Annotated in this window: 13 protein-coding genes; 10 read left to right on the forward strand and 3 right to left on the reverse strand. The window is 45.5% G+C overall.

Features of this window, described 5'->3' with window-relative positions; translation table 11 throughout:
* Positions 1 to 27 precede the first annotated feature (27 nt).
* Complete coding sequence (locus tag ACZ5QV_RS02045) at positions 28 to 312, forward strand: acylphosphatase (protein WP_464601002.1); 285 nt, start codon at positions 28 to 30, stop codon at positions 310 to 312.
* A gap of 790 nt (positions 313 to 1,102) precedes the next feature.
* Here ACZ5QV_RS02045 and ACZ5QV_RS02050 read toward each other — a convergent pair.
* Positions 1,103 to 2,632, reverse strand: coding sequence for an alkaline phosphatase family protein (locus ACZ5QV_RS02050; protein ID WP_464601003.1), 1,530 nt, complete (start codon positions 2,630 to 2,632; stop codon positions 1,103 to 1,105).
* 712 nt (positions 2,633 to 3,344) lie between these two features.
* On the opposite strand from ACZ5QV_RS02050, the gene ACZ5QV_RS02055 reads away from it, so the two are divergent.
* The 8 genes from ACZ5QV_RS02055 to ACZ5QV_RS02090 all read left to right on the forward strand — a co-directional run bounded on the left by ACZ5QV_RS02055 (position 3,345) and on the right by ACZ5QV_RS02090 (position 12,935).
* A complete protein-coding gene (locus ACZ5QV_RS02055; RefSeq protein ID WP_464601004.1) occupies positions 3,345 to 4,226 on the forward strand; it encodes a damage-control phosphatase ARMT1 family protein in 882 nt (293 codons plus the stop codon).
* A gap of 150 nt (positions 4,227 to 4,376) precedes the next feature.
* Positions 4,377 to 4,580 (forward strand): CooT family nickel-binding protein, encoded by a 204-nt coding sequence (locus tag ACZ5QV_RS02060; protein ID WP_464601005.1) that lies wholly within the window; start codon positions 4,377 to 4,379, stop codon positions 4,578 to 4,580.
* Positions 4,581 to 4,827: 247 nt separating this feature from the next.
* Positions 4,828 to 6,138: an RNA-guided endonuclease IscB gene (gene iscB, locus ACZ5QV_RS02065; RefSeq protein WP_464601006.1), complete on the forward strand. Its 1,311-nt coding sequence runs from the start codon at positions 4,828 to 4,830 to the stop codon at positions 6,136 to 6,138.
* A gap of 409 nt (positions 6,139 to 6,547) precedes the next feature.
* Complete coding sequence (locus tag ACZ5QV_RS02070; RefSeq protein WP_464601007.1) at positions 6,548 to 7,552, forward strand: type II glyceraldehyde-3-phosphate dehydrogenase; 1,005 nt, start codon at positions 6,548 to 6,550, stop codon at positions 7,550 to 7,552.
* Positions 7,553 to 7,714: 162 nt separating this feature from the next.
* Positions 7,715 to 8,521: a bifunctional fructose-bisphosphatase/inositol-phosphate phosphatase gene (locus ACZ5QV_RS02075; RefSeq protein ID WP_464601008.1), complete on the forward strand. Its 807-nt coding sequence runs from the start codon at positions 7,715 to 7,717 to the stop codon at positions 8,519 to 8,521.
* 1 nt (position 8,522) lies between these two features.
* A complete protein-coding gene (locus ACZ5QV_RS02080; RefSeq protein WP_464601009.1) occupies positions 8,523 to 9,350 on the forward strand; it encodes an NAD(+)/NADH kinase in 828 nt (275 codons plus the stop codon).
* Between the two features lie 544 nt (positions 9,351 to 9,894).
* Positions 9,895 to 11,121 carry a homocitrate synthase family protein gene (locus ACZ5QV_RS02085; RefSeq protein WP_464601010.1) on the forward strand — a complete coding sequence of 409 codons (1,227 nt, stop codon included), beginning with the start codon at positions 9,895 to 9,897 and terminating at the stop codon, positions 11,119 to 11,121.
* Positions 11,122 to 12,026: 905 nt separating this feature from the next.
* The gene (locus ACZ5QV_RS02090) at positions 12,027 to 12,935 is read left to right on the forward strand and encodes a TIGR00269 family protein (RefSeq protein ID WP_464601011.1); all 909 of its coding nucleotides are present in this window, start codon (positions 12,027 to 12,029) and stop codon (positions 12,933 to 12,935) included.
* Between the two features lie 102 nt (positions 12,936 to 13,037).
* On the opposite strand, the gene ACZ5QV_RS02095 is transcribed toward ACZ5QV_RS02090, so the two are convergent.
* Both ACZ5QV_RS02095 and ACZ5QV_RS02100 read right to left on the reverse strand, forming a co-directional pair.
* A complete protein-coding gene (locus tag ACZ5QV_RS02095; protein ID WP_464601012.1) occupies positions 13,038 to 13,454 on the reverse strand; it encodes a hypothetical protein in 417 nt (138 codons plus the stop codon).
* Between the two features lie 85 nt (positions 13,455 to 13,539).
* On the reverse strand, positions 13,540 to 14,457 hold the full coding sequence (locus tag ACZ5QV_RS02100) for a DUF7847 domain-containing protein (protein WP_464601013.1): 918 nt from the start codon (positions 14,455 to 14,457) through the stop codon (positions 13,540 to 13,542).
* A 527-nt stretch (positions 14,458 to 14,984) separates the two neighbouring features.
* Here ACZ5QV_RS02100 and ACZ5QV_RS02105 point away from each other — a divergent pair.
* Positions 14,985 to 15,524, forward strand: coding sequence for a hypothetical protein (locus ACZ5QV_RS02105; RefSeq protein WP_464601014.1), 540 nt, complete (start codon positions 14,985 to 14,987; stop codon positions 15,522 to 15,524).
* Positions 15,525 to 16,625 lie beyond the last annotated feature (1,101 nt).

A 16,625-nucleotide genomic window follows, 5' to 3' on the forward strand; every position in this document is an offset into this window, starting at 1 on the left:
GAAAGGAAAAAGAAGAAATGGAAAAAAATGAACGGTGAAAATGTGCGTGCAGAAATCCGCGTTTCAGGCAGGGTGCAGCATGTAGGTTTCCGGAATTTTGCGAAAAAATCGGCCAATCGGCTGGGTGTAAAAGGTTATGTAAAAAACCTTTCGGACGGTCAGGTCTTCGTGCTTGCGGAAGGGGGGCTGGACGCCGTACAGCTCCTTGTAGAGTATCTGAAAGAAGGGCCTCTTTTTGCCGAGGTTGTGCATGTAGATACCGTATTCAAGCGACCCACCGGCGAGTTTAAAGACTTTTCTACACAGTTCTGATGATATATTTCATTGTTATCTTTTTAAGATGGGTGGAGGATTTTGGAATCCACGGCAGGGCTTCAGTGAATTAGACTTTTTGCTGCGACTGCGGGGGTAGACGGCCGGTAACCTGATGAAAAGAGGAAAAATATATTGGCCCGGTCATAGATGACAGCTTTTTTCCGGGATGTCTGGCCCGGTTTTTAGAATTATTCGGAGCTTTTTGTTTTACCGGTTCAGGGTTGATTGCTACATCTCAGAAAAGCGGGCCCTCAACGGCCGACACAGGAGGCCGGCCTTTTCGAAAAGGATGGGAAATGGATGCATCTCTCCCCACAGCCGTTTTTTAGAAAGGAAAAAAGAATTTTGGAAATGGATACAGGGTTTCTGTGATTCAAGTTTTTTTTAAACCGGCGGCGGGGAGGAAGGGCCAGTAACCCTAAGAGAATTAAAAACAGATATTGGCCCGGCCATACAGAAAAACTTATTTACAGAGGCCAGGCCCGGATTGTTGAAAGAATTTTGAGTGCCACAAATAACGCCGGTTTTTGCGACTTATCGATTTTTTCTCCTTGTATTCTCAAGAAAAGGCCGGTCGCATGGCGACCGGTGAAAACCCTGTCTCCCTCTGGAAAAAAATCTTGTTCTACTACAATGATTCCAATATATTGCCATAAATCTGGACTTTGAAATAGGCCTGCATGGCAACGTAAAGAACCACGGATGAACACAGATGGACACAGATTTCGGTCATCCGTGTTTATCTGTGTCCATCCGTGGTTTATTCACAGACTTTGGAATCGATATACTACTCCTCATTACCCTTCAAGATCCTGGCAATTATCAGGAGCCCCCCAAGGTTGATCAGCCCGATCAGAAGATAGCCCACAAAGCGCTTGAAACCCAATCCCGAAACCGGAGCCTGAGAAGAGGGTACAGCCCCATTTCCAGTGGGCTCCCGACCCTGGGAAGCTTCGGGGACCATTACCGCAAGATCGAGAATCGTATCGTCTTCCAGGAATACTTCCTTTTCAATCGCCGCCCCTCCCCCGGAGACTACGAGTTTATAGTTACGACCCGGCTCAAGCCCGAGGAAAAGGAACTCGTCGTCGGCCCCGGAAGAGGCAAGCTCTTTCCAGTTCCCACTTCCACTTCCACTTCCGCCATCCAGAAGTTTAACAGAACCTGTTTCCTGCAGTATCACCTTAAGGTTCGCGTAATCTTTTTCGAAAATCACCTCGCCGTCCGAAAAGCGGGGCCTTTCGGGGATGTTCAGGAGGCTCAGGAGGGTGGGGGCAATGTCTTCCTGCCCGTATTTGCCGCCCAGGACCCCGGTTTCCACACCCGGGGCATGAACTATAAGGGGGACCATCTGGGCCTCGTCCGAAACGGTGTACTTATCGGCCTGGTGTCCGCCATTACTCTCGGGCGTTGGAAAAGCCATGCCGTGGTCAGCGGTCAGTATAAAGGCCAGGTTCTGCTTTTTGCAGAGGGCATAGAGAGGGGGAAGGTCCGCATCCAGGCTCTCTATGCAGTCGATGTACCCGTAGTTTTTGCGGCGGTGCCCGCTAGAGTCTACGGCCCCCACGTTGACCGTAAGGAGATATTTCTGGCCGGGGCAGTTTTCGGCCATATACTCTACGACTTCACAGGTAGTCTCGATCCCCCAGCGGTTGTAGCCGGAATACCTGTCCCTGGTCTCCTTTGACGTGGTGTAGCCGGGGGCCCGGGCCGCGGCTTCGTTCATGAGTTTAACAAGTCCGGGCGGGACATTTACATTATCAGGAGAGTGTTCGTATTCCTCAAGAGTAATTTTCATCTTTGTGACTGAATTGTTTTTGTCCCTGAGAATGGCATCGTGTTCGGCACAGACTGCCCAGGAGTCACCTCTTTCCATCACTCCGAGGCAGAGATAGCCGTTTTTGTGGGCGGCATCAAAAATGCTTGCGTCCCTGAAACTCACCAGCTCACTGTCAGCTTTCCTGTTTCCGGTGGCCAGGGTCGAATGTCCCCCTTCGGTAAAGGTCTGGGGGGCCCGGATATCCAGGACCCTCGCACTCTCCCCGGCAATTTCGGGCAGGGTCTCGACCAGGGCTTTTTCAAGCGGGCTGCCGTCAAGAGCTCTGGGGGTCAGTTCCGGGTAGATAAAAGGGGCACTGAGTCCATCCACTATTAAGAGCACTGCACCGTCCGGGGAAGGGACAGGATTTACCTCGACTTCCGTGAGAGCTCCGGCAGGAGCTGAAAGAGATAGAAAAAAGAAGGAAGCCAGAAGGAACAGGACTGAGAAAATGCGTCCCGGGATTTTGGGGACCGGATTCCGGACTCGACGTGTCATTGCAAATAATTTTTAAGTAAAAGTATAAAGAAGTTTGCCCTGCACTTCTCCATGCCCTGATTGCACCAGCCGAATTCCGCTTCATGATTAGAAAAATCTTTGATTTTTCTGTATCTATTCAGCGTACCAAAAAGCAGCCGATTGATACTGATTATCATGTTTCAAAGGTATCGAATTACCAACTTACGTAAAACCGAAAAACGCAATCAATAGCCAACAATTTCATAATATGAGATATGATGATTTTGGTCGTTTCATATTTAAGAAGATGCCTATTGATATTGTTTTTCTTACGCTGAATAGTTACATTTTTCTTAATTTAAGAATTTTGCTACCTGACCCGAATTTAAGGGTTTTCGGTAGCATCCGGACCATGATTGTAAACATCTCATAAATATTAACACAATAGATAAATATAGTTAGTAGTTAATTATAATGGTATCTCTGGTAATCAAACCACCCAACACAACCCACAAACTTACTTCTTTCAAACTTACTTTGTACATAATATTAGATAATTAGATGAGGACCTTTTTCTTTTTTTATATATCGGGTCCACAATTTTAATTATTTCAATCGCGCCACCTTTAAAGAGAAATGTGGAGTGTCAACAGGGTAAACCTGTTATATCTTCTGGAAATGCTCCTTTACATCCCAAATCTCTTTATTCAGGTAATACCAACTACCCCAAGCAAAAAAAGGATGAAAACCCATGAAAATGAACCCATGCTGTGCTTATTGCTTACTTTCAAGAGTGCATTTTCAGTCAAAACTTTCTACTGATGATGACGAGCTGATAAATCGGACCCTTCATGAATGCCTGAAAGTGATATCCGAAAACTACAGTCCTGAGGTAGTTTCCGCATCCGTTGCAACAATGGTCCACAGGAAATGTTACGAAACCTTAAAGGATAAAGACCCCTACCGGGTGACGAAAAAGCTCAGCAACGAAGCTGCTCAGAAAGTCCTGCCCTTTGCGAGGAAGAAGATCTACGAAGGTAATCCTGAAGATGCCGAGATTTTCCGGAGAGCCGTCCTTGCATCCATTATCGGGAATTACTTTGACTTCGGGATTATGGGCTTTGACGCAAGCGAGGACCGCTTCGAAGGAGCTTTCAGAGAACTCTTCGAACGCGGGCTTGACGTGGACGAGACCCCTTATATGTTAGGAATGCTTAATAATGTGGTCTACATCGCGGACAACTGCGGAGAGATCCTCTTTGATATGATTCTCTTTGAGGTTATCAAAAAGTTAGGCGGAAAGGTCACCCTTGTGGTCAGGGGAGGCCCTATACTTACCGACGCTACTATGGACGATGTCCGGGAATTCGGGATTGACAGTATGGTTGACAAAGTCCTGACCACGGGCTCAAACGCTGTAGGTGTTTCCGTGGAAGAGGCCCCTGATGAACTGCTCACGGTCATGAAAGAAGCAAGCCTGATCATCAGCAAGGGTATGGCGAATTACGAGACCCTTTCGGAACACAACTTCGGGCCCATTGCCTACCTCCTGCTGACAAAGTGCGAGTGTGTGGCCGAGGATATGGGGCTTAAGAAGGACCTTACAGTTGCAAAAATGATGAATTGTCCTTAACAAAATTTACCTGAAACAAAATTTTCTTTGAAAAGGGAAAAAATCGCTAACTTTTTAAGGCGTTGGACTGAGATGACATATATTTGTTGAAAATGTCGGCCCGGATAAAAGGCGAAAAAGCAAACGTGATAACAAACGGAGGTCTGAAAGATGTGTGAATTGAACGTCGTGATGCTGCGCGGAAAAGAGCGCGAGAAGATTATGGAATCTGTGGCAAGGATCGTCGTGGAAGGAGACTCAATAGAACTTACAGGCATCCTCGGAGAAAGGAAGACGGTTTTGGGTTCGATAAAAGAGATTAGCTTTTCAAAAGGAGAGGCCCTGCTCCTCGAGGTGTCAACTACCCCACGCTGAAGCAGTGGGGCTTGTATAAGCCCTGGTTGACCAGCCTAAGTCTTAATTGACTACGTTAGAAATGTCATGATACCTGCAAATGCTTCCTCAGTTTGCAGCTCTATCGTGTAGTATTAAAAGTCCTGGGAGGTAGGGACGGTGTACTACGCCTGACAAGCATTTCCAACATTGGCGAGGGGAGACAATTTAAAAATTGCGTTACCTGCCGCGGAAATTCGTTTCCAAAGCAGAGCGGAGAAATCCAAATATGACATTCGTACTAAACAAGAACAAAGAGCCTTTAAGTCCCTGCCACGAAGCAGTTGCAAGAAAACTGCTTAAAGCGGGAAAAGCGGTTATTCACAAAAAATATCCCTTTACAATCCGACTCAAAGAGCTGAAAGAGTCTAAGGACAATTCAGAATTTCGGCTCAAAATAGATTACGGAAGCCGACATACTGGCCTTGCTATCCTGAACGGTTCAACGGTAGTCTGGACGGCCCAACTGCATCACAGGACAGGAATTAAAACGAAACTTGATGACAGAAGAGCAATGAGAAAAACCCGAAGAAACCGCAAAACCAGATACAGAAAACCGAGGTTCATGAATCGGAAAAGAAGGGAAGGCTGGCTGCCTCCATCCCTGCAAAGCCGTGTAGATAATATAGGAAATTGGGCCGATAGGCTCAGGAAACTATGCCCACTGACACATATTTCCTATGAAAACTGCAAGTTTGATACTCAACTCATGCAAAACCCTGAGATAAGTGGAATTGAGTATCAGCAGGGAGAGCTGCAAGGTTATGAGATCCGGGAATACCTGCTTGAAAAATTTGGTAGAAAATGTGTGTACTGCGGAGCTGAAAACGTTCCTTTGCAAATTGAGCATATTATTCCTAAAAGTAGAGACGGCTCAAGCAGGATTTCTAACCTAACTTTAGCTTGCAGAGAATGCAACCAGAAGAAAGGAAACAGAACGGCGGAAGAATTCGGACATCCGGAAGTACACGAACTGGTCAAAAAACCGCTTAAAGATGCCGCGATTGTAACTGCTACCAGATGGAAGGTTTTTGAAGTCTTGACGAGAACGGGCCTTCCTGTAGAATGCGGTACAGGCGCAAGAACAAAAATGAACCGGATCAAAGCAGGAATTCAAAAGGATCACCATTTTGATGCTGTTTTTGTAGGCGAATCCACACCAGAAACAATCAAGTTTGCAACAAACAGCGTACTGCACATCAAAACAAAGGGAAGAGGGCAATATAAAAGAACAAATCTCGATAAGTACGGTTTTCCACGGTCATACTTGCCCCGGCAAAAAACCTTTTTCGGATTTCAAACTGGCGATACAATCAAAGCCGTTGTACCCAGAGGGAAGTATAAAGGAATCTGGTTTGGCTCCATTGCTTGTAGGAAATCGGGCAGTTTTGACATTAAGAACAAAGAAGGAAAAAGAATTGCACAGGGAATTAATAAAAAATACTTCAAAGTGGTACAGAGAGGAGATGGCTACGAATATTCGGCAGAGGAGTACGGCATTCCTCCCGGCGCTAAAGCAACCGGGCTTCCTGCCTGTTGATCCGTGAACAACGTCCCGGTTTTCCTGTTTTTCCTATTTTTCCTGTTTTCCCTTTTCTGTCCTTTCTTCTGTTTTACGGCATTTCTTGTTTTTTTATTTCTCTTTTTTTGCCGGACGCTTGCCCAGTCTCCTCATTAAATAGAAAAGAGAGACGTATTCAGGCCCCGGTAGTTTTTCAAAACCGAAAAATTAATCTCATTTGCGAGGTTCCCGGAATAAAAAAGGTATTTTTGGATTCTCCGAAAAAATCAGGAATTCTGCTTCAAGAACCTATTTAATCGTTTGACTATATCATAGCAAAAACGGGTAATAAAACGATTGATATAAAAGATGGAAAATCGTTTATAATACTTATAAATCCATTATAACACTTACAAATAACTTAAATTTGGGTAGGACAGGATAACAGATGGTAAAAGCAAAAATCGCAGTAAACGGATACGGAACAATAGGGAAAAGAGTTGCAGACGCCGTGCAAGCCCAAGACGACATGGAGATTATCGGGATCGCAAAAACCAGGCCTAACTATGAGGCAGCGGTCGCCCACCAGCTTGGGTATGACATTTATACCCTCTCCGACAGGTTAGAAGCCTTTAAGGAAGCCGGGATTCCCGCTGCCGGAACCCTTGAGGAAATGGTGGAAAAGGTGGATCTTGTCGTGGACTGTACCCCCGGAGGAATCGGGGAAAAGAACAAGGAAATGTATGAAAAGGCAGGCGTGAAGGCCATCTGGCAGGGCGGGGAAGCCCACGAACTTACAGGTTTTTCCTTCAATGCGGTTTCCAACTACGAAGGAGCTATCGGCCGGGACTTTGTGAGGGTTGTCTCCTGCAACACAACCGGACTCTGCCGGGTTATATACCCCATTGATAAAAAATTTGGAGTCAAGAAAGCCAGGGCCACCCTTGTAAGGAGGGCCACCGACCCCAATGACGCGAAAAAAGGGCCTATTAACGCCATTGTCCCTACCATCAAAATGCCTTCCCATCACGGGCCCGATGTAAAGACCGTGATCCCGCACATCAATATCACCACCGCGGCGATGAAGGTCCCGACGACCCTCATGCACCTGCACACCGTAAATCTGGAGCTTGAAAAGGAATGCAGTGCTGAAGACATCATAGAACTGTTCAAAACCCAGTCCAGGATCCGGCTTATCGGGCAGGGAATCACCTCAACGGCTGAGATCATTGAAGTCGCCAGGGATCTGAAGAGGCCAAGAAGCGACATGTGGGAAAACTGCATCTGGGAAGAATCCATCACCATTCACGATGGGGAACTCTACTTCTTCCAGGCAATCCACCAAGAATCCGACGTTGTGCCTGAAAACGTGGACGCTATCCGGGCCATGATGGAATTGGAAAGCGACGCCGAAAAGTCCATTGAGAAAACAAACAGGGCGCTCGGGCTCTGAAACCTGCATGGGTTTTGAGGCCTGAAAAAAACCGGACCACAGAATTGCAGAAACACAAAACAAAAAAACAAAAAACAAAAACAAAAACAAAAACAAAAACAAAAACAAAAACAAAAACAAAAAACCAGAAAAACACAACAAAACTGGAAAAGCTGACTAAAAATGACCCCCAATTTTAATTTTTTAGACCTGTGCAGGGAAGCCAGTAAAGCCGCCTCGGATGCTATAGTTGACCTTGCGGGAAACTCTCGGGAAGCCGGAGAAATCATGGGGATGGGGGCTGACGGGACCCCCACCGCAAAGATTGACCTCGTGGCCGAAGATGCGATTATGGAGGTCCTGAAAACCGACGGCCGGTCTGTAAGGGTCATCAGCGAGGAACTCGGGGAAAAAGTGCTCGGAGATTCTCCCGAGTTTTCCCTTATCCTTGACCCTCTGGACGGGACCTACAACGCGGTTGTCGGGATTCCTTTTTACAACGTATCCATTGCCGTCGCTTCTCCAGACCTTTCAAAAATATGTTTCGGGTACGTGCGCAACCTGGCGATGGAAGAAGAATACTTTGCAGAAGCCGGAAAAGGCGCGTACCTGAACGGAAAAGCTATCGAGCCGACCCGGAACGCGGACCTTCATACGCTCTGCATCAGCGCTTACGGGTATCGGAAAAACGCTGCAAGGAGCCAAAAACTCCAGAGCAATATCCGGAGGATAAGGGTCCTGGGAAGCGTGGCGCTTGAACTCTGTTACGTGGCTTCCGGAAAACTGGACGCTTATGTGGACGTGAGAAACGCTCTCAGGGTAACCGATATAGCCGCAGGCCAGCTCATCCTTACGGAAGCCGGGGGGACTGTTACGGACAGTTTAGGCAAACCTTTAAATCTTCCTGCAAATGTTGTGCACAGGGTGGAAATGGTCGCTTCAAACGGCCATGTGCACGAAAAACTCTTACAACTGCTCTCAGGGGAATAACTTGTCTATCAAAAAAATCGGGATTGCTTCCCGCTGTGACCGGCGGGAGGTTCTGGAGCTGGTAAAAGCCATCCTCGACCGTTTCAGTTCAGAGGTGGAAATTTTTGTATCCACCTCCACCGCGGACGTGCTCGGCCTTCCGGGGACTTCCGTGGAAATGATGCGGGACGCCGGAGTTGAACTCATAATCAGCGTTGGGGGAGACGGGACAGTCCTCCGAAACATCTCCAGGATGAAAGACCCACTCCCAATCCTCGGGATTAATATGGGGACTCTGGGTTTTCTTGTGGACGTTGAGCCCGAAGATGCCATTGAGACCATTGAAGAGGTGCTCTACGGCTATTCCTATATCGAAAGGATGCGTGTGGACGTTTTCCTGAACGGGGAAGTCCTCGATACCGCAACTAACGAAGTGGCGGTGATGTCCGCCAAACCCGCGAAGATCATACAGTTCGAGGTCCAGATTAACGAATGTCTGCTTGACAGGATAAGGGCGGACGGCGTGGTCTTTGCGACTCCCACGGGCTCCACGGCCTATGCCATGAGCGCCGGAGGCCCAATCGTAAACCCGAGGGTCAATGCGGTCCTGATCGTGCCGGTTGCCCCTTTCAAGCTCTCCTCAAGGCCCTGGGTTATCCCCTCGGACAGCATCATCAAAATCAGGCTGCTCGACCCCAAGAAAGAGGCTGTAGTTGCAATCGACGGGCAAAAGTCCTACAGCATCCAGCCGGGTGATGAGGTCAAACTTAAGAAGTCGAAGTATCCGGCCCGTTTTGTGAAGGTTTCTGATGCCTGCTTTTATGAAAGAGTGCAGCGAAAACTCACCTGAAAGTTATAATAATTAAGAAACTTCCCGGGCGACGTACATAGTATAAAAAGAGTATATGATCTTTTATATATCATGTTATTTATATAGAAATTTGTATATAAAAACGGAGACATAATTGCTTGTTAGATAATAAAATATGTTTACCCTTTTAATCCCCCTTCAGGAAGTCGTAAATATTTATATATCAGAACCTTATATCAGTCGGCTAGATGCCGGTAATGCCTTTCCGCAGAGCACAACCTTTATACCTGTGCAAGTAAAGCTATTCTTAATCTGGTTAAAATATTATCAATATATTATCAATATACCAGTTGAACATCATAAATATATATCCAAAAGATATTTAAATGATGTGTAAATTATATCTAAAATACATCTCAAAGATCACATTTTCTGGCTTTCAAAGCCTTTCTAAACCTTTTAATAATTTACACCATTTGGGCCCTGGTAGAGTCGAGTCCCCGATCTATCATTATAAATAATCATAGATCTGCCGGGAAAAGAAAAATCGCTCAAAAACCCTGATTATAAGGAAGCAACTACCATGTCTGAGAACGAGCAGTATTCCAAAAATGAGCTGATGCAATTTATTAACATTAGGCCCCTGGACATAGAGATTTGCGATGTTACCCTTCGCGACGGGGAACAGACACCGGGGGTTGTATTTACCAGCAAACATAAACTTGAGATTGCCCGTGAACTCGATTCCATAGGTGTAGAGGTAATCGAAGCCGGTTTTCCGGTCGTGTCCGCAAACGAGAAACAAACTGTTAAAGATATTGCAAACGAAGGGCTTAGCTCAAGGATCTGCTGTCTCTCCAGATCCGTAAAGGGAGACGTGGATGCTGCTCTTGACTGTGATGTGGATATAGTAAGTATTTTCATTGCCATGTCCGACATGCACCTCAAGTACAAGTATCACAGAAGCCTTGAGGAAATGATTAACTGCGCAAAAGAGACCATCGAGTACGCGAAAGACCACGGGGTAGGGGTCAGATTCGCGGCCGAAGATGCAAGCAGGACTCCTGTGGACCGGCTCAAGAAGGTTTTCCTGGAAGTTGAAAAGGATTATAAAATTGACTACGTGAGCCTTGCCGACACCGTGGGCATCCTCAACCCCAGGACGACTAACTACCTGGTAAGTGAAATCTACAATGTGGTGCACACCCCGATTTGCATGCACTGCCACGACGACATAGGCCTTGCGACCGCAAACACCCTTGCCGCCGCTGAAGCCGGGGCAAAGCAGCTACATACCACGGTAAACGGTATAGGAGAACGAGCCGGAAACGCCGCTCTTGAAGAGATACTCGTGGCCCTCAGAGTCCAGTACGGAATCGACCGCTACGACACCACAAAACTGACGGCCCTTTCCCGCCTGGTCGAGGACTATTCGGGAATTGTCCCGGCCGTTACCAAGTCCGTAGTCGGGAGAAACGCCTTTACCCACGAATCGGGAATTCACGTTGCAGCAATCCTGGAAGACCCCAGGACCTACGAGGTCTTCCTCCCCGAAATGGTGGGCGGAAAAAGAAACCTGGTAGTTGGCAAACACACCGGCACAAAGGCCCTCAAAGGCATTATCGAAAGTATAGGTTGCTGTCTTGAGCGGGACGAACTCTGTTCCCTGATAGAAAAAGTCAAGGTCTGCACGGAAGAGAAGCACAAGAGCATCCCGAGAGAATACCTTGAAAAGATGATCCTGGAAGTAAAAAGGGAACAAAAACTTAAGGAAGGATTGGAGCAGGGGAAAAAGGGTTTTAAGGCCTGAAACCTCTCTTTTTTTCCACAGCTACTTTTTGGCCATCGCTGGTTTTTTATATTTCCGTCACTTTTTCCCACAGTCTCGCTCTTTTACGCTCTTTTTTTGAGAAGTTGCCTGTTCCCAAAGCCGTGGTTTATTTTCTAATTTTGCAATCGATACACTAATTGGAACGGTATGGATTACAAAAGATTTATATAACTATGCCCATATATTTTTGCCAGATCGACCGGCCCACAGTCAGGAAGGATTAAATGATTCAAATATAATATCAAGGATTTTTGTTAACAAGAATGATTATTTGGGAAAATGGAATTATACTCACTCAATTTTAAAATACGGAATTTTTGCACAAAATGCAAGGCAATAACCCAATATAATTCTGAAAACCAAACTATTATATCGATTCCAAAGTCTGTGAATAAACCACGGATGGACACAGATAAACACGGATGACCGAAATCTGTGTCCATCTGTGTTCATCCGTGGTTCTTTACGTTGCCATGCAGGCCTATTTCAAAGTCCAGATTTATGGCAATATATTGGAATCATTGTACTTGTATGGCTATATCTGCATCGTTTGAAGTTCTCGATCCAGAATCGCTGGAAATAGAACTTTCAACCACGGAACACACGGAAAGACACGGAAACCGGCCTGACGGCCGGTGAGTAAGCCGGGACTTAAAATAATCGATTCAAAAATTCACTGTGGACAAAACGCCAGAGCAACCGTAAATGTCATCCTCCCGGCATTCTTTTTTCCGTGCTTTTCCGTGCCTTTCCGTGGTTTGAATGCACATACCAAACGCTTCCACCAGCAAAAACATCATTCCCGTATTCCAAACAGTCAGGCCCGACAGGGTTTTTCTTATTTTCCAAAAATATTTCGGGAAACCGTCAAAAAAGGACTGAACATGACCATAAAATGCAAGAAATGTAACGGTGAAGCCATCATTTTCCAGAAATACTCCGGGCTTCACCTTTGCAAAAAACACTTCATAGCTGACGTCGAACGCAAGATCAAACTGACCATCCGGAAATATTACGGTATCCAGAAAAATGACGTGATAGCCGTGGCCTTGAGCGGTGGTAAGGACAGTGCTGTTGCCCTTTATATCCTGAAAAAGATCGTAGGGGACCGGCCCGATATCGAGCTTGTGGCGATAACCGTGGACGAGGGGATCGAAAGCCACAGGACCTCTTCCATCGAAGCCGCAAAAGAGCTTACGGAAAGGCTTGGGGTCAGGCACATCATCAAATCCTTCCGGGAAGAACATGGGATCACGATGGACGAAATCGCCGCAAAAGACCGGGAAAAAGGTACATGCAGTTACTGTGGTGTCCTCCGGAAAAATATACTGAACAGGGTAGCCCTTGATATAGGAGCAACAAAACTTGTCACGGGCCATAACCTCGATGACGAGGCCCAGACGATTATGCTCAACCACTTAAGGGGAGACATGGAACGTATGGTTAGACTAAGACCAACTGCGGCCATCGAAGGCCTGGTCCTCCGTTCAAAGCCCCTCAGGAACGTGCCGGAAAAGGAAGTCGCTCTCTATGCCCTCCTCCACGACCTGCCTGCGGATTTCAGCAAATGTCCCTATGTGGGAGAGGCCATGAGAAGAGAAATCAGGGTCATGCTCAACGAGTTTGAAGTAAAACATCCGGGCACGAAATATTCCCTCCTCAGGGGCTTTGACAAGCTTGTCGGGGCTCTCGCAAAAGAGATGCCTCCGGCAGTGCTCTCAAAGTGCCGGGTCTGCGGGGAAACCTGTTCCGAAGACCTCTGCCAGACCTGCAAATTGCTTGGAAAAGGTTAAAAATATAAAAAAAGTAAATAAAATAAAAACAGTAACAAAGATTGAAAATGTAAAAAAGTAAAAAAGTAAGAAGGGAAGAATCCTGCTTCTTCCTTTTCTCGATTATTTATCTACTTCCCTTTTCTCAAAGTTCAGGAATGGTGAAAATATAACTTCAGGTTTTATTTTGGGAGTTGCTTCATACTCAGACATGTTGTGTTTTTTTGTGAGGGGGTGTTTGGTGTGTGCATTCAAACCACGGAACACACGGAATACACGGAAAAAGACGGCAGGAAGACGATATTTAAGGTTGTTCTGGTGTTTTTTAGTCCTCTTGAGGGAGCGTAGCTCCCGAAAAGGACACCGTGCTGTTGCGATTTCATCGCAACTCCCAGGAAATCTTCGATTTCCTGTGATCCCGAAGCGGAACTCGGGGAAGACGGCAATGAAGGTTGCTCTGGTGTTTTTTAGTCCGCTTTCAAGAATCCAGAGTTGTTTTTGAATCAAATTATATAAATGTCCAAAGTACTCACCGGCCATCAGGCCGGTTTCCGTGTCTTTCTGTGCTTTTCCGTGGTTAAGGAATGGTAAACAAAAATACTTGATATTATATTTGACTCATTTCTCAATAGGATTTAATGAAGTCATGGGAATCATTCAGGAGTTCGAAGTGGTCATAGAGCTTTTTCCCTGTCCGGTCCAGGTAGAACCGGGTCCACCAGACGGTTGTGAGCGGGAGAATGACGAAAAGTGAAATGATGCTCGTCAGGAAGGAGAATAACAGACTTTCCGCCCCAAGGTACTGCTGGGCAAGCCCGAGTACCATTGACAGGCTCATGGAAATTCCCCAGAGGAAGAAAACACTCAGTTTGTTGTCCATGAAGAACCTGAGGCCTGTACTCAGAGCTTCGATGGGGTCGAGATCATCGAGGACGAGGGCGAAGGGGACCACGGAGAGGAGCAGGTTTATAAAAAGGGCATAGAACGTCCAGACCACCATTCCAATTCCCATAAGCCCCATTGTCTCAAGCGAGCTTTCCGGGTTTTCCAGAAAAAGGCTCAGGTCATCCACCGCCAGGGCTCCAGGCACGATAAATACGATGCCTACGAGCATAAGGAGCCCCATAAGAACCGTGACCAGAAAAAGCCGAAAAGCGTTTTTTGAGCCGTACCGGATCATGTCCGAAAATACGGCATCTCCACGTTCGCTTGCTTCCTTTGCCATCCCTATAGCCCCGGCCCTGAAAAAGACCTGAATGAAGCTTATCAGCAGGAAAAACACGAAGAGGCTCACAACCGTTATCCCTACATTATCCATGAGCGCCGAACCGAACATGCTTATCAGTTCTTCGGGGGAGAGGGCTTCAAGGTCCATTCCACTTTCGATTTGTGAGGCAAAAAGCAGAACTGCCATCAGGCCGAAGAAAACAGCAGAAATTATTCCCTCGGCAATCGAGTTCAGAAGAAAGGGAATGAAGATGTTAAGATTTCTAACCCAGGTACTGATTCCTTTATTGATTATTGTTCCAATGTCTTCTTGCATGTGATAGATCCTTCCGGGTAGGGAATGCGTTATTACTGTGATACTGAAGAAATACTGTGAGATACTAAAGAATAATGATATTGAGATGGATACAGATGAATCATGATACTAATTAAGATACTGTGCTTTCTGCGGTCAACTGACTGCAAAATTACAGGAATTATTTTCTGGTAATACGTAGAACGTCATTATATAATCTGTTATTCAAGGTAAGGATCTACTATTTGGAACCCCTCACGTTCTCAATTTTTGAGACCGGATTTGCTCTCCGACCCCTCAATTTTGATTTCCAAAACTTCAAACAGGGACCAGATTTTTTGAATTATGCTTCCTCAAAAAACGCGGAACTCAACGGCCGCCGGAGGCGGACGGCCTTTTCGAAAATTAATTGAAAAAGATACTCCAGCAAAACCCCTGACATGATACCGATTCGTAGAAAAAAAAACAATCAGAAAAACAGGCCATCCACATAAAATCCAGAAAAATGTGGCAAAAGATTATGTGCAAAAAGCTGATGATGTTTAAACATGAGCAAAACAGAAGTTCCCGAAGATTCCGCAATTCCGGCCACCCCTTCCAAATCAACCAAAATTCCTGAATACGGCAAAACCGGCGAAGAAGCCAAAGAAGTTCTGGTAGTCGGCCACTGTCTTTTAAACCCCCTTGCCCGAGTCAAAGGCGTAAAACCCGCCACCCCCTTTGACCCAAAAGGCAGAAACGTTATTCAGCTCCCCTGTCCTGAAGCCATGTACCTCGGAATGCAGCGCCGGGAAATTACGAAAGACCAGCTCGACCACCCCGGATACAGGCGTTTTTGCCGGGAAGTTTTCAGGCCCTTTGCCGATTTGATAGAGGAACTGGCAACCGACGGCGTGAAAATAAGGATTCTCGGTGTCCCTAAAAGTCCGTCCTGCGGCGTGGAAATTACGAGTGTGGGAGGAGAACCGGGAAAAGTAAAGGAGTTTCACCATTTCCATGCTCCGGGGCCGGGTGTCTTTATGGAAGAAATAAAAAGGGAGCTTGAAAGCCGGAATGTGGAATTTGAGATAACGGATGCCGGGAATTGATTTTTTTGGGTTGAATTTTTGGCCCCGTTTTTTGTTTTGAGCTTTTTTGATCGTCGATCGTCCAGTGCTGCATGGTTGATCTTTTCATGGTCAAATATCCAATGTGGCTTATGCTTGTGTTTTTGGACCTAAGATGCAGGTTTATTCCGGGAGCAACAAAAAATGGAAAAAAGGAGCTAAGGCTCTATTCTAATGATTTAAAATAATATCAACCGAATATAAATGGACCACCAAAAATTGGGTCGTCCCGTGCTTCATGGTTGATGTTTCCACGGTTTAATATCCAATGTTTCTTTTGCTTGTGTTTTTGGCCACCGTGTGCAGGTTGATTCCGGCCACAGCAAAAAATGGAAAAAATGAGCTGAAGACCTTTCTAAAAAAGAAGCTTGTAGTTAAATGGGATTAGTGAAAAAACCTTTTACAGAATAAAAAAAAGAGTAGAAGAAAGCAGAGAAGCCCAGGTAATCAGGGAAGCCCAGGGAATTAACCAGGACTCCCGATGAATAAGGAAAAGAAAAACTATAAAAGTGAACTTTATATAGAGGACTAACACATTAAAAATAATGAAAGGTCAATCAAAGGAGCCGGATCTATTTACAAATATAATATATTTAATAATGTTCTTACTTATAATATATGTTGGTTACGTGGCTTTACCCCTATTATAAGAGATGATAATGTGATATACTGAATATATAAAGGGTTAACAATTGGAGTCTGCAAAGTTGCACCGTCCTACTATGTTTTTCTTAACTCAATCATTCCGCATCATATAGGAATATGCAACATCCCACCGATAGAAGGCCGGGGTATGAAACAGCTTTTTTTATGTAGAAACACATAGCACACCCTAAAAACGATAGCCGGAGACTTGATTTAACCGACACTGTTTTTATTAAAATAATGTGCAATAAATAGAGATCTAAATCCTGAATAAAGTAGGTGGTCCATTTGTATTCAGTTGACATTATTTTAAATAATCAGAATTATTGCTTTTGTACTATCTTCTGGACCATACATTTGGATAATTTATAATCCGTTATGTTATATCTCATTTTTGATTTTACCGAATGAAAAAAGGGTCAAAATGTAAATGCAACA

The sequence above is a fragment of the Methanosarcina baltica genome (assembly GCF_055394095.1).